The organism is Amycolatopsis sp. M39 (assembly GCF_001651785.1).
Classification (GTDB): Bacteria; Actinomycetota; Actinomycetes; order Mycobacteriales; family Pseudonocardiaceae; genus Amycolatopsis; species Amycolatopsis rubida.
Map to the genome: position 1 here is coordinate 435,140 of NZ_LWSF01000006.1, position 12,785 is coordinate 447,924.

11 protein-coding genes are annotated in these 12,785 nt (G+C 70.4%); 7 read left to right on the top strand and 4 right to left on the bottom strand.

From position 1 onward, the window contains the following. Positions 1-338 precede the first annotated feature (338 nt). Positions 339-3,200 carry an excinuclease ABC subunit UvrA gene (gene uvrA, locus A4R44_RS19160; RefSeq protein WP_067582145.1) on the top strand — a complete coding sequence of 954 codons (2,862 nt, stop codon included), beginning with the start codon at positions 339-341 and terminating at the stop codon, positions 3,198-3,200. A 77-nt stretch (positions 3,201-3,277) separates the two neighbouring features. On the opposite strand, the gene A4R44_RS19165 is transcribed toward uvrA, so the two are convergent. Beyond that, positions 3,278-3,907 carry a fibronectin type III domain-containing protein gene (locus tag A4R44_RS19165; RefSeq protein ID WP_095213440.1) on the bottom strand — a complete coding sequence of 210 codons (630 nt, stop codon included), beginning with the start codon at positions 3,905-3,907 and terminating at the stop codon, positions 3,278-3,280. Positions 3,908-4,022: 115 nt separating this feature from the next. Between A4R44_RS19165 and A4R44_RS19170 the strand changes: the two genes are divergently transcribed. Beyond that, a complete protein-coding gene (locus A4R44_RS19170) occupies positions 4,023-4,493 on the top strand; it encodes an SRPBCC family protein (RefSeq protein ID WP_067582147.1) in 471 nt (156 codons plus the stop codon). Between the two features lie 15 nt (positions 4,494-4,508). On the opposite strand, the gene A4R44_RS19175 is transcribed toward A4R44_RS19170, so the two are convergent. Next, complete coding sequence (locus tag A4R44_RS19175; RefSeq protein ID WP_067582403.1) at positions 4,509-5,936, bottom strand: MFS transporter; 1,428 nt, start codon at positions 5,934-5,936, stop codon at positions 4,509-4,511. Positions 5,937-6,051: 115 nt separating this feature from the next. Between A4R44_RS19175 and A4R44_RS19180 the strand changes: the two genes are divergently transcribed. Next, positions 6,052-6,453: a helix-turn-helix domain-containing protein gene (locus A4R44_RS19180; RefSeq protein WP_067582149.1), complete on the top strand. Its 402-nt coding sequence runs from the start codon at positions 6,052-6,054 to the stop codon at positions 6,451-6,453. 100 nt (positions 6,454-6,553) lie between these two features. Here A4R44_RS19180 and A4R44_RS19185 read toward each other — a convergent pair whose 3' ends face one another. Further along, a complete protein-coding gene (locus A4R44_RS19185; protein WP_067582153.1) occupies positions 6,554-7,879 on the bottom strand; it encodes a cation:dicarboxylate symporter family transporter in 1,326 nt (441 codons plus the stop codon). Between the two features lie 162 nt (positions 7,880-8,041). Between A4R44_RS19185 and A4R44_RS19190 the strand changes: the two genes are divergently transcribed. The 4 genes from A4R44_RS19190 (at position 8,042) to A4R44_RS19205 (ending at position 11,376) form a co-directional block, all read left to right on the top strand. Then, positions 8,042-9,646, top strand: a complete 1,605-nt coding sequence (locus A4R44_RS19190) for a sensor histidine kinase (RefSeq protein WP_067582407.1) — start codon at positions 8,042-8,044, stop codon at positions 9,644-9,646. Then, positions 9,643-10,311 (top strand): response regulator, encoded by a 669-nt coding sequence (locus A4R44_RS19195; protein WP_067582155.1) that lies wholly within the window; start codon positions 9,643-9,645, stop codon positions 10,309-10,311. The genes A4R44_RS19190 and A4R44_RS19195 overlap by 4 nt, the downstream gene beginning before the upstream one ends. Positions 10,312-10,397: 86 nt before the next feature. Next, positions 10,398-11,165 (top strand): SDR family oxidoreductase, encoded by a 768-nt coding sequence (locus A4R44_RS19200; RefSeq protein ID WP_067582158.1) that lies wholly within the window; start codon positions 10,398-10,400, stop codon positions 11,163-11,165. A 43-nt stretch (positions 11,166-11,208) separates the two neighbouring features. Continuing rightward, positions 11,209-11,376 carry a hypothetical protein gene (locus tag A4R44_RS19205; RefSeq protein ID WP_198545346.1) on the top strand — a complete coding sequence of 56 codons (168 nt, stop codon included), beginning with the start codon at positions 11,209-11,211 and terminating at the stop codon, positions 11,374-11,376. Positions 11,377-11,385: 9 nt separating this feature from the next. Here the strand turns inward: A4R44_RS19205 and A4R44_RS19210 are convergent, their stop codons facing one another. Continuing rightward, positions 11,386-12,783 carry a beta-N-acetylhexosaminidase gene (locus A4R44_RS19210; protein WP_095213450.1) on the bottom strand — a complete coding sequence of 466 codons (1,398 nt, stop codon included), beginning with the start codon at positions 12,781-12,783 and terminating at the stop codon, positions 11,386-11,388. Positions 12,784-12,785 lie beyond the last annotated feature (2 nt).

Here is a 12,785-nt window from a genome sequence, read left to right on the forward strand (position 1 = left end):
CCGGAACGTATCGGCAGGGGGCGGCACTTTTCGCGAAACCCGCCGGAAGGCGCTGCCCCGCGCCCGGTCCCGGGGGCCGTGCACCCGGGCCGGGCGGCCTGCGCCGACCTGTATCGTGGAACCGGGCCAGCCCGCGCATCCGCTCTGCCGCGCGGGGCCTCCGACAGCGTCCGGCGACCCCGCCGCGGGCCGCTTCCCCCGGCCCCCGGAGAGCGGAAAAGCCCAGGCAGAACACGTGCGGTCCGGTTTTTGTCGGTGGTCGTCCCTACCCTGGGCACGTCCGTCGGCACCGGATCTCCCGGCGGGCCACCGAGCAGAACGATGGAAGGGACGAAGGCGTGGCTGATCGCCTCGTTGTTCGCGGAGCGCGCGAGCACAACCTCCGCGGCGTGGATCTCGATCTGCCCCGCGACAGCATGATCGTGTTCACCGGCCTGTCCGGGTCGGGCAAGTCGAGCCTTGCCTTCGACACGATCTTCGCCGAGGGGCAGCGGCGGTACGTGGAGTCGCTGTCGGCGTACGCGCGGCAGTTCCTCGGCCAGATGGACAAGCCGGACGTCGACTTCATCGAGGGCCTCTCGCCCGCGGTGTCGATCGACCAGAAGTCGACCTCGCGCAACCCGCGGTCGACCGTCGGCACCATCACCGAGGTCTACGACTACCTGCGGCTGCTCTACGCCCGCGCCGGCAAGGCGCACTGCCCGAAGTGCGGCGAGGCGATCAGCAAGCAGACGCCGCAGCAGATCGTCGACCAGGTGCTGGAGATGGCCGAGGGCACCCGGTTCCAGGTGCTCGCGCCGGTGGTGCGCGGGCGCAAGGGCGAGTACCTCGACCTGTTCCAGAACCTGCAGCAGCAGGGCTACGCGCGCGTGGTGGTCGACGGCACGGTGCATCCGCTCACCGACCCGCCGAAGCTGAAGAAGCAGGAAAAGCACCAGATCGGCGTGGTGATCGACCGGCTCGCGGTCAAGACCAGCGCGCGGCAGCGGCTCACCGACTCGGTGGAGACGGCGCTGCGGCTGGCCGACGGCCTGGTCGAACTGGAGTTCGTCGACCTCGGCGAGAACGACCCGCACCGCGTGCGCGGCTTCTCCGAGAACCTGGCCTGCCCCAACGGCCACCCGCTGGCGATCGAGGACCTCGAACCGCGGTCGTTCTCGTTCAACTCGCCCTACGGCGCGTGCCCCGAGTGCACCGGCATCGGCATCCGCAAGGAGGTCGACCCGGAACTGGTGGTTCCCGACGACGAGCTGTCCCTCGCCGAAGGCGCCATCGCGCCGTGGGCGGGCGGGCAGAGCGCCGACTACTTCCTGCGGCTGCTGGAATCGCTGTCGGAGGCGGTCGGGTTCCGCATGGACACGCCGTGGCGGCGGCTGCCCGCCCGGGTGCAGAAGGCGGTGCTGCACGGCGTCGACGAGCAGGTGCACGTCCGCTACCGCAACCGGTACGGCAGGCAGCGCTCGTACTACGCGGCCTTCGAGGGAGTCATCCCGTTCCTGGAGCGGCGCCTCGAGCAGACCGACTCGGAGTACATGCGCGAGCGGTACGAGGGCTACATGCGCGAGGTGCCGTGCCCGGCCTGCCAGGGCACGCGGCTCAAGCCGGAGATCCTCGCGGTCACGCTGGAGCACGCGACGCAGGGCGACCGGTCGATCGCGGAGGTCTGCGCGCTGTCCATCGCGGAGGCGTCGGAGTTCCTCGACGAACTGGTGCTCGGCCCGCGCGAGGCGATGATCGCGGGCGCGGTGCTGAAGGAAATCCAGGCGCGGCTGCGCTTCCTGCTCGACGTCGGGCTCACCTACCTGTCGCTCGACCGCGCCTCCGGCACGCTCTCCGGCGGCGAGGCGCAGCGCATCCGGCTGGCGACGCAGATCGGCTCCGGACTGGTGGGCGTGCTGTACGTGCTGGACGAGCCGTCGATCGGGCTGCACCAGCGCGACAACCACCGGCTCATCGAGACGCTGACCCGGCTGCGCAACCTCGGCAACACCCTGATCGTGGTCGAGCACGACGAGGACACCATCCGGTCCAGCGACTGGGTGGTCGACATCGGCCCGGGCGCGGGCGAGCACGGCGGGCACATCGTGCACAGCGGCCCGTACAAGAAGATCCTGAAGAACAAGGAATCGATCACCGGCGCGTACCTGTCCGGGCGGCGCCAGATCGAGGTGCCGGCGATCCGGCGGCCGGTCGACAAGAAGCGGCAGCTCACCGTGGTCGGCGCGCGCGAGCACAACCTGCGCGGCATCGACGTGTCGTTCCCGCTCGGCTGCCTGGTGTCGATCACCGGCGTGTCCGGGTCCGGCAAATCGACGCTGGTCAACGACATCCTCGCGCAGGTGCTGGCGAACAAGCTCAACGGCGCGCGCCAGGTCCCGGGCCGCCACACCCGGGTCAACGGCCTCGGCAACGTCGACAAGCTGGTGCGCGTCGACCAGTCGCCGATCGGCCGCACGCCGCGCTCCAACCCGGCCACCTACACCGGCGTGTGGGACCACGTGCGCAAGCTGTTCGCGGCCACCACCGAGGCGAAGGTCCGCGGGTACCAGCAGGGCCGCTTCTCGTTCAACGTCAAGGGCGGCCGCTGCGAGGCGTGCGCGGGTGACGGCACGATCAAGATCGAGATGAACTTCCTGCCGGACGTCTACGTCCCGTGCGAGGTGTGCAAGGGCGCCCGGTACAACCGGGAGACGCTTGAGGTGCACTACAAGGGCAAGACCGTGTCCGACGTGCTGGACATGCCGATCGAGGAGGCGGCCGAGTTCTTCGAGCCGATCAAGGCGATCCACCGGCACCTGCAGACCCTCGTCGACGTCGGTCTCGGCTACGTCCGCCTCGGCCAGCCCGCGCCGACCCTGTCCGGCGGCGAGGCGCAGCGCGTCAAGCTGGCCAGCGAACTGCAGAAGCGCTCCACCGGCAAGACCGTCTACATCCTCGACGAGCCGACCACCGGCCTGCACTTCGAGGACATCAGCAAGCTGATCGGCGTGATCAACGGGCTGGTGGACAAGGGCAACACGGTGATCGTGATCGAGCACAACCTCGATGTGATCAAGACGTCCGACTGGATCGTCGACATGGGTCCGGAAGGCGGCTCCGGCGGCGGAACCGTGATCGCCGAGGGCACGCCGGAACAGGTCGCGGCCACGGAGGGGAGCTACACCGGCGAGTTCCTCGCGCAGGTGCTGAACCCGGCCTGATCCGCGGCGGAAATCTGTCGCAGCGAAGAGCCGCCCGGTCCCCGTGCCGGGCGGCTCTTCGCTGCGCGGCCGAAGGGTCAGTCCTTCCCGGTCGTGCGCTCGACGACGGGGGAGAGCGGTCCGTAGGACAGGGCGCGGAGGCGGAAGGCCGAGCCTTGTTCGCCGGGCAAGAGCGAGAGCGCGCAGTGCGTAGCGTTGGGATCGGTGACCTCGACCGGGACGAAGTCCGGCGTGCCTGGGCGGCGGATCTCCAGCAGGAAACCGGCTTCGTCGGGCGAGCGGTCGGTCCAGCTGAAGTGCAGGTTCTGGCCGGGGGCCGGGGTCGCGGCGAGGTCGGCCGGGGCGGACTGCTGGGCGGCGGTGCCGGACCGGGAAGCGCGGCCCGCCGTGACGGTCGGCGACACCGGACCGGCGAAGGACCGGATCCGGTAGTAGAACGGCGTTTCCGGGATCAGGTCCGGGTGGGTATAAGAAGTCCGGCCGGGCGGGAGGTACTGCAGCGCGGTCCACGGTCCGTCGGCGGCGTTGGCGTATTCGAGGAGGTAGCCCGCCGCGGCCGGGTCGGCAGGCCAGTGCAGGACGACGTTCGTGGGCGAGGTGAGGGTCGCGGTGAAGGCGGGAGCGGCCGGTGGCGGCGAAGGGGTGGCGCAGCCGACTAGCGTCGCGGTCAGCAGTGCGGCGAGGGCGGTTCGGGCGGCTGTCGGCACGGCAGGCCTCCTCGATGGTTCAGGCGGCGGCGTACCCCAGGGATGGTCAGCCTAGGAAACGGCGGTCAAGATCGACAAGCACGCGTTCCGCTGATCGGGAGAAAGGGGGCGGACTGTGGTCTTCGAGAAGAAGAGCGACGCCGAGTACTCCTTCCGGAGCGAATGGTGGCTGCCGACTCCGCCGGAGCGGGTGTTCGACGCGATCGTCGACCTGGAGTCCTACCCGCGGTGGTGGCCGGACGTCCAGTCGGTGCGCCAGCTCGACGACGACACCGCCCAGATCGTCTGCCGGTCCTGGTTGCCGTACCGGATCGTCATCGCGATGCGCCGGGAGCAGCAGGACGCGGCGGGCCTGCGGGTGCGCGTCCGGTTGAGCGGGGACCTCGACGGGATGCTCGCCGGGGCGATCCGTGCCGAGGACGGAGGTTCCCGGCTGGAGATCAGGCAGCACGTTCAGGTGCGGAAACCATTGCTGCGCAGGCTGGACGTCGTCGCCCGGCCGTTCTTTCGCGCCAATCACGCGTGGATGATGCGGCGCGGGCGCCACGGGCTGGCCGGTTATCTCGTGAGCGGCGATGCCGGTTAGGACCGGCATCGCCGCTCACGACGCGACCGGTTCGGCGGCGGCAGCGGCGGCTCGGCGGCCCAGGAGCACCGCGGCGAGGATCGCGGCGAGAGCGGTCAACCCGGCGCTGAAGCCGTAAGCCATCCGGAATCCCGACGCCAGCGCCTCCTTCTCCGAAGCACCTGCGCCCAGCGACCCGGCGGTCCGGGTCGCGGCGGCGGAGGCCAGCACGGCGGTTCCCAGCGCGCCGCCGACCTGCTGGGTCGTGGTGATCAACCCCGAAGTCACGCCGGAGTCGTCGGGGGTCGCGGCGGACATCGCCAAGCTCATCAGCGCCGGGATCGCCACCCCCGCCCCGGCGCCCATCAGGATCAGCGACGGCAGCACGTGCGATGCGTAGCCGCCGGAGGTCTGGGCTTGGGTCAGGTACAGGAAGGCGGCCGACGTCGTCAGCAGACCGGCGACCAGGACCGCGCGCGGGGAGAAACGGCTGTTCAGCCAGCCGGCCAGGCCGAGCGAGAACGCGGCGATCATGACCGGCGCCGGGACGAAGGCGAAACCCGTGGTGAGAGCGTCGAAGCCGAGGACCTGCCGCAGGTACAGGGCGGTGACGAACTGGAATCCCAAGAATCCAGCGACCATCACGACCATGGTCAGGTTGGCCCCGCTGATCGCGCGCACCCGGAGCAAGCGCAGTGGCAGCAACGGGGTTCGCGTCCGGGCCTGGCGCAGCAGGAACAGCAGGAGCAGGACGACCGCCGCCGCAAGAGTCGCGATGGTCAGGAAGCTCCGCCCGGCGTCGCCTGCCTGCACGATGCCCAGCACCAGCAGCATGACTCCGGCGGTGACCAGGAGCGCGCCCAGGACGTCGATGCCGGTGCGCAGGCCGAGACCCTGGTCGGAGACGACGACCAGCGGAGTCAGGACGAGCGTGGCGATGCCGATCGGCAGGTTGATGTAGAAGGTCCAGTGCCAGTCGAGGCCTTGCGTGAGCGCGCCGCCCGCGACCATGCCGATTGACGCACCCGCGGCCTGGGTGAAGCTGTAAACGCCGATCGCGCGGACGCGGGCGCGCGGTTCGGGATAGAGCGTCACGATCATGCCCAGGACGACCGCTGACGTCAGGGCCCCGCCGGCGCCTTGAACAAACCGCGTGACCACCAGCGTGGTGGCGTTGGGCGAAAGGCCGGCAGCCAGCGAAGCGGCGGTGAAAACCACGATGCCGGCGAGGAACACCCGCCGCCGGCCGACCAGATCGCCGAGGCGCCCGGAGAACAGGAGCAGGCCGCCGAACGCGACGAGGTAGGCGTTGACCACCCAGGCCAGCCCGGGTGCGCTGAAGCCGAGGTCGGTCTGGATCACCGGCAGGGCGACCGCGACGATCGAGCTGTCGAGCACCACCATCAGCGAGGCGGCGGACAGCACGGCGAGCGCCGCGCCGCGATGCCGCGCGGTTTCGGGCATGACAAGGTCCTCCATCACCGGCGCAGGGAGAGTTTCCGCTGGTCGTAGCCAGGGCATCTCTTGTTACAGTGCCCATCATGTGTGACCATGGAGCACCGCGGAAGGAGGCACTTTCATGTCCCAGGGGAACATCGCTGTGACCGGCGAGGCCACGGACTTCGACCCGGCCAAGTTCGCGGTGTGCACGGTGATGGAGGTCGTGAACCGGATCAGCGGGAAATGGGTGATCGGCATCCTGCTGGAGGCCACGCGCGGCCCGGTGCGGTTCACCGAACTCGAACGCTCGGTGCGGGGGATCAGCCGCCGCATGCTCACGCTTACCCTGCGGAACCTGGAACGCGACGGGCTGCTGACCCGGACGGTCTACCCGACGGTGCCGCCGAGGGTCGAGTACGAGGCGACCGAGATGGCGCGCGAACTGTACGACTCGCTGTCCGGGCTGGTCGATTGGGCGGAGCGGCATCGCGAGGCGATCGCGGTTTCGCGGCAGGGGTACGACGGCCGCACTGCTTGCTGAACGGGAAAGGCGCCGCGGCCGTGCGCACGGGGGACGCGCACGGCCGCGGCGCCGAAACAGTCCGCGCCCGGAGGGAAGGGGTCCGGGAGCGGACTGGGTCTCAGGCGTTCGCCGGGACGGGCTGAGCGGGCTCGGCCGGTTTTTCGTCGAGCAGGGTCGCTTCGTCGAACGGAACCCGGCCGGTGAACACTTCCCGCGAGCGGTCGCGGTCGAATTCCTTCATCCACGATCCGATGAGGACAGTCGCGACCGCGTTGCCCGCGAAGTTCGTCAGCGCTCGCGCCTCGGACATGAACCGGTCGATGCCGAGGACGAAGCCGACGCCGTCGACGAGTTCCGGGCGGTGCGACTGCAGGCCGCTGGCCAGCGTCGCGATGCCGGCGCCGCTGACGCCCGCCGCGCCCTTCGAAGCGATGATCATGAACAGCAGCAACGTGATCTGCTCGCCGAGCGCGAGCGGCTGGTCCTGCGCGGTGGCGATGAACAGCGTCGCCATCGTCAGGTAGATCGCGGTGCCGTCGAGGTTGAACGAGTACCCAGTGGGCACCGTGATGCCGACGACCGGCTTGCTGACGCCGAGGTGCTCCATCTTCGCGATCAGCCGCGGCAGTGCGGATTCCGAAGAGGACGTCGACAGGATCAGCAGGAATTCGCGGCCGAGATACCGCAGCAGGCTGAAGATGTTGACCCGCGCGCCGAGCCACAGCACCGCGCCGAGCACGCCGAACACGAACACCAGGCACGTCAGGTAGAAGCCGAGCATGATCACCAGCAGGCTGCGCAGCGCGCCCCAGCCGGTCGCGCCGACCACCGCGGCGATCGCGCCGAACGCGCCCACCGGGGCGGCCCACATGATCATCGCGAGGACGCGGAACACGAGCCGCTGGATGTGCTCGATGCCGCGCAGGATCGGCTCGCCGCGCTTGCCGAGCTTCTGCAGCGCGAACCCGGCCAGCAGCGCCACCAGCAGCGTCTGCAGCACCTCGCCCTCGGTGAACGCGGACACGAAGGTCTTCGGGATGATCCCGAGCAGGAAGTCGGTGGTGCCCTCGCCGCCGTCGGCCTGCTGGTGCACCTTCGACACGTCCGCCGGGTTGAGGTGCAGGCCGCTGCCCGGGTGCAGCAGGTTGCCGACGACGAGCCCGATCGCGAGCGCGAACGTCGACATCACGATGAAGTAGACGAGTGCGGTGATGCCGACCTTGCCGACCTTCGCCGCCTTCGCGACCGAGCCGATGNTGATCGGCGAGATCATCATCTTGATCAGGTTGACGAAGCCGGTGCCCAGCGGGGCGAGGCTCTTGCCGACGGACGGCCAGAGCAGCCCGACCGCGACGCCGAGCACTACGGCGGCGATCACGGCGAGGTACAGGTAACGCGTGCGGTCGCGCTTGGGCGCGGCTGCTTCGGGGGTCGGTGTCGGCACCGTTGCCTCCAGCTCGGTGGGGGGACGCGGGTCACTATGCGGGGCGATATGACCGGCGTCACCGTTGTGTTCATTGAGTTCGCGGCGGGAGAAGTCCGGTGTGGACTTCCCGGCAGCGGCGCCGGAGCGCTGCCGGACCCGCGCGTGTGCTGGTATGAGCGGGTGCCCCCGACACCTCGGATCCGGACGAGCCGCTGGAGCCTGGCCCGTCAGCTGCTGGTGCTGCAGCTGGCGATCCTGCTCGTGCTCGTCTCCGGCGGGATCACTATCGCCTATCTCGACGCCCGCCGCACGACGACCGACCGGGCCGGGGAGCAGTCGCTCGCGGTGGCCCGTTCCATCGCCGACGCACCGGACGTGGCGCGGGCAGCGGCCACCGCCGACCCGGCCGCAGAGCTGCAGCCGTACGCGCAGCGGGTGCTCGTGGACACGCGCGTGGACTTCGTGACGATCATGTCGTCGCAAGGAATCCGTTACACGCACCCGAATCCGGCGTTGATCGGGCAGCGGTTCCTCGGGCACATCGAGGCGGCGCAGCAGGGCGGTGTCGTATCCGAGACCTACACCGGTTCGCTCGGCCCGTCGGTGCGCGTGGTGGTGCCGGTGTTCGACGCGAACCGCCGGGTGGTCGCGCTCGTCGCGGTGGGCATCACGATCGCGGCGATCTCGGCCGAAGTGCAGGAACGCGTCTGGCCGCTGCTCGGCGTCGCGGCGGCGGTATTGCTGGTGGGCGCCTGCGGGGGCTGGCTGGTGAGCGCGCGGCTGAAGCGGCAGACGCGCGGCATCGCGCCCGCGGAGCTGAGCAATCTGTTCGAATACCACGAAGCGGTGCTGCATTCGGTCCGCGAGGGCGTGCTGCTGGTGGACCGCGACGGCCGGGTCGGGCTGTGCAACGACGGCGCCCGCACCCTGCTCGGGCTGACCGGCGCCCCGGTCGGGCGGCCGCTCGCTGACCTGGGGTTGTCGCCCGAGCTGGCGGCGGCGTTCACCGCGCCGGAGAACCGCACCGAAGAACTGCACCTGACCGACTCGCGGGTGCTGGTCGTGAGCACGACGCTCGTCAGCTCCGGCGGCCGCGCGCAGGGCACCGTCGTGATCCTGCGCGACCACACCGAACTTCAGGCTCTCACCGGCGAGTTGACCACCGCGCGCAGCCTCGCCGAAGCGCTGCGGTCGCAGGCGCACGAAGCCGCGAACCGGCTGCACACGGTCGTGTCGCTGGTGGAACTCGGCCGTCCCGGGGACGCCGTGGAGTTCGCGACCGCCGAACTCGCGCTGGCGCAGGAACTCACCGACCGGGTGATGACCGCGGTCGCCGAACCGGTGCTGGCCGCGTTGCTGCTCGGCAAGGCCGCGGAGGCGAGCGAGCGCGGCGTGGAGTTCACCATCACGCCGGACACGATGATCGACGACCTCGGCCCCGGTGTCGCCGGGCGGGACCTGGTGACGATCCTCGGCAACCTGATCGACAACGGAATCGACGCTGTGGTGCGGGAATCCGGCACGCGGCCGTCGGTGGTGGTCACCGCACGGTCCGAAGAGGACGGTCTGCTGCTGCGCGTCGCGGACAACGGTCCGGGCGTGCCGGAGGAAGCGGTGGGGGAGATGTTCCGCCGGGGCTGGTCAACGAAGGCGGGGGACGAGCACGGTCTCGGGTTGGCGTTGGTGGTGCAGGCGGTCCGGCGCTACGGCGGCACTATCGACGTCGGACGCGACGGCGGCGCGGTGTTCACCGTACGGTTGCCGAGGCAGGAGGTGCCGGCGTGATCCGGGTGCTGGTGGTGGAAGACGAGCCGGTCGCGGCCGAGGCGCACCGGCTGTACGTCGAGCGGCTGCCGGGGTTCGTCGTCGCCGGAGTGGTGCATTCCGGCGGCGAGGCGCTGCGGTTCTGCGAACGCGAACCCGTCGACCTGGTCCTGCTGGACTTCTACCTGCCCGACACGCACGGCCTCGCTGTCTGCCGTTCGCTGCGCGCGGCCGGGCTGCCGATCGACGTCATCGCGGTGACGTCCGCGCGCGACCTCGCTCTGGTCAAGGCGGCGGTCTCGGTCGGGGTCGTGCAGTACCTGCTGAAGCCGTTCACCTTCGCCTCGCTGCGGGACAAGCTGGAGCGCTACGCGTCGTTCCGCGAGGCGTCCGGCGAGGTCACCGGGCAGGCGGAGATCGACCGCGCGCTCGGCACGCTGCGCACCACCGAGTCCGCGCCGCTGCCGAAAGGCATGAGCGCGGAGACGCTGGACGCGATCACCGACGCGCTGGCCGGGGCAGGCGAAGGTCTGTCCGCGGGCGGTGCGGCCAGCGCGATCGGGGCGTCCCGGGTCACCGCGCGGCGGTACCTGGAGTACTTGGCGGACAACGGATTGGCCCAGCGCGAACCGCGATACGGGCAGGTCGGACGGCCGGAGGTCTGGTACCGGCTGAAGCCTGGCTGAGCCCGTCAGCGCTTCGTGCGCGGACGGTAAGCGCGCCCCTCGAAGGTGTGGACATCGAAGTTCACACCACTGACAGGGGAACGAAAATGACGCAGAAGAGCGCACTGGTCACCGGCGGCAGCAAGGGCATCGGCCGGGCCGTCGCGACTCGGCTGGCGCACGACGGTGCGCTGGTCGCCGTGCACTACGGCAGTGACGAGGCCGCGGCCAAGGACACTGTCGCGACGATCGAGGAAAACGGCGGTCAGGCGTTCGCGGTCCAGGCGACGCTGGGTGTCGACGGAGACGCGGCGACGCTGTTCGACCGTCTCTCGGCGGAACTGCGCGAACGCACCGGCGAGGTCGCGCTCGACATCCTCGTCAACAACGCGGCGACCGGTGCCGGTTCGATCACCTCCGCGACGCCGGAGGAGTTCGACCGGGTGTTCGCGGTGAACGTCAAGGCGCCGTTTTTCTTGGTGCAGCGCCTGGTGCCGGTGCTGCGGGACGGCGGCCGGATCGTCAACATCTCGTCCGCGGACACGCGCATCGCGCTGCCGTTCGAACTGGCGTACAGCATGACGAAGGGCGCGCTCGACGTGTTCACCCGCAGCCTGGCGCAGGAACTCGGCCAGCGGGGGATCACGGTGAACGGCGTCGCCCCCGGCCCGACGCCGACCGACAGCACCGCGCACATATTCGCCGACGAGCGGATGCGCGCGGGGACGGCGGACGCGTCCGCGCTCCGGCGCATCGCCGAACCCGCCGACATCGCGGACGTGGTCGCGTTCCTGGCCTCGGCGGACTCGCGCTGGGTCACCGGGCAGGTCGTCGACGCGACCGGCGGGACGTTCCTCGGCCCAGCTGGCGTATAACGACCTATATGGCCCGGCGGCGCGTGCTGCCTGGGCCTGCCAGGTGCAGACGGACAAGCTCAAGGTGAACGGCTTCGATTACGGCAAGACCGAAGAGGACCTCACCGAGCTGGGCGAGGACGGCTGGGAGGCGATCAGCACGCTGGCTCCCAGCTTCGGCTCGGGCCAGGCGATCGAGGTTTCGGTAATCCTGAAGCACCCGACCGCCTGACCCGCGGGATCAGCGGGGCCGTCCCGGCGCGTCCGGCCGGGTCTGCCACGGGTGCGGCCCGTCGAGCGGCCGGTACTCCACGCCGAGCGCGTCCAGCCGCGGCAGGTGGTGCTCCCGCAGCCGGGGCAGAAACTCCGCGTAGTCGCGCGGCCCGCTGCTCCACGCGACCTCGGCGAACGCCGACAGCCGCGGAAACGCCGCGTAGTCCGTCCGCCGCACGGTGTCCAGGTGTTCGGACCACAGCTGCGCCTGGACCCCGCGCACGCGCGGCCCGGACTCGGGCTCGAAACCGTAGAAATGTTCGAGATCCTGCAGGTATCCGACCGGGATCGGTTCGTCCGGGTGGTCGCTTTGCCGGTGGTCNCGGTGGTCGAGGTACACGCCGTCCTCGGGGCAGAACACCACTTCGTGCCCGCCCTTCCACGCCAGCGAGGCGCGTTCGCGGTCCTGCCACACGCCGATCACCATCGCCGGCAGGTCGCCGCCGTCGAGGACCTCGTCCCAGCCCATCGGGGTGCGGCCGCGCGCGACGAGATGGCCGGCGATCGCCCGGACGAACCGGTGGTGCGCCGCGGTGACGCCGGGCACCTCGTCCCCGCCGAGCGCGATCACCGGAGACGGGAAGATGTCCAGCACGTGGTCGAAGACCTTGCGGAAGAAGTCCAGAGTGGACTCCGACGGGTCCAGCAGCGAGGTGCTGATGCCCCAGGAAGTCCAGACCTCCCAGGGCACGTCGCTGGCCGGGCCGAGGTCCGGGTACGCGGTGATGGCGGCTCGGGCGTGTCCGGGAATGTCCACTTCGGGCACCACGGTGACCGCTCGCGAGGCGGCGTAGGCGACGATCTCGCGCAGATCGTCCACAGTGTAGTAACCGCCGTGCGGGCGGCCGTCGCGTTCCGGTCCGTCGTGCCTGCCGGCCATCGACGATTTCCGCCAGCCGCCGACGGAGGCGAGCCGGGGGAACTCCGGCGTCTCGATCCGCCAGCCCTGGTCGTCGGTGAGGTGCAGGTTCAGCACGTTCATCTTGTGCGCGGCGAGCAGATCGACGAACCGCAGCACCTCGGCTTTCGTCCGGAAGTGCCGGGACACGTCGTAGAGGCAGCCGCGCCAGGCGAAGCGCGGATGGTCGGTGACCGTCCCGCACGGCAGCTCGGATGGTCCATTGTGGATCGAGGCGGCACGGAACGCGTCCGGACCGGCCAGCTGACGCAGGGTTTGGCGGCCGTAGAACTCGCCCGCGGCACCGGCTGCTTCGAGAGTGACGCCGTCCGGCGTGATGTGCAGCCGGTAGCCCTCGGCGGGGAGATCCGGGGCCGTGCGGACCTGCACCGGAGCGGGCCACGGGCAGGTGCCGGGCACCGCCTCCGCGGACACCGGGCGGGGCAGGAGAGCGGCGAAACCGGACATGG

Excerpts from the sequence above, each read along its gene's own strand:
- A4R44_RS19200 (WP_067582158.1), top strand. The coding sequence starts at position 10,398 with ATGACGCAGAAGAGCGCACTGGTCACCGGCGGCAGCAAGGGCATCGGC.
- A4R44_RS19180 (WP_067582149.1), top strand. The coding sequence starts at position 6,052 with ATGTCCCAGGGGAACATCGCTGTGACCGGCGAGGCCACGGACTTCGAC.
- A4R44_RS19175 (WP_067582403.1), bottom strand. The coding sequence starts at position 5,936 with ATGCCCGAAACCGCGCGGCATCGCGGCGCGGCGCTCGCCGTGCTGTCC.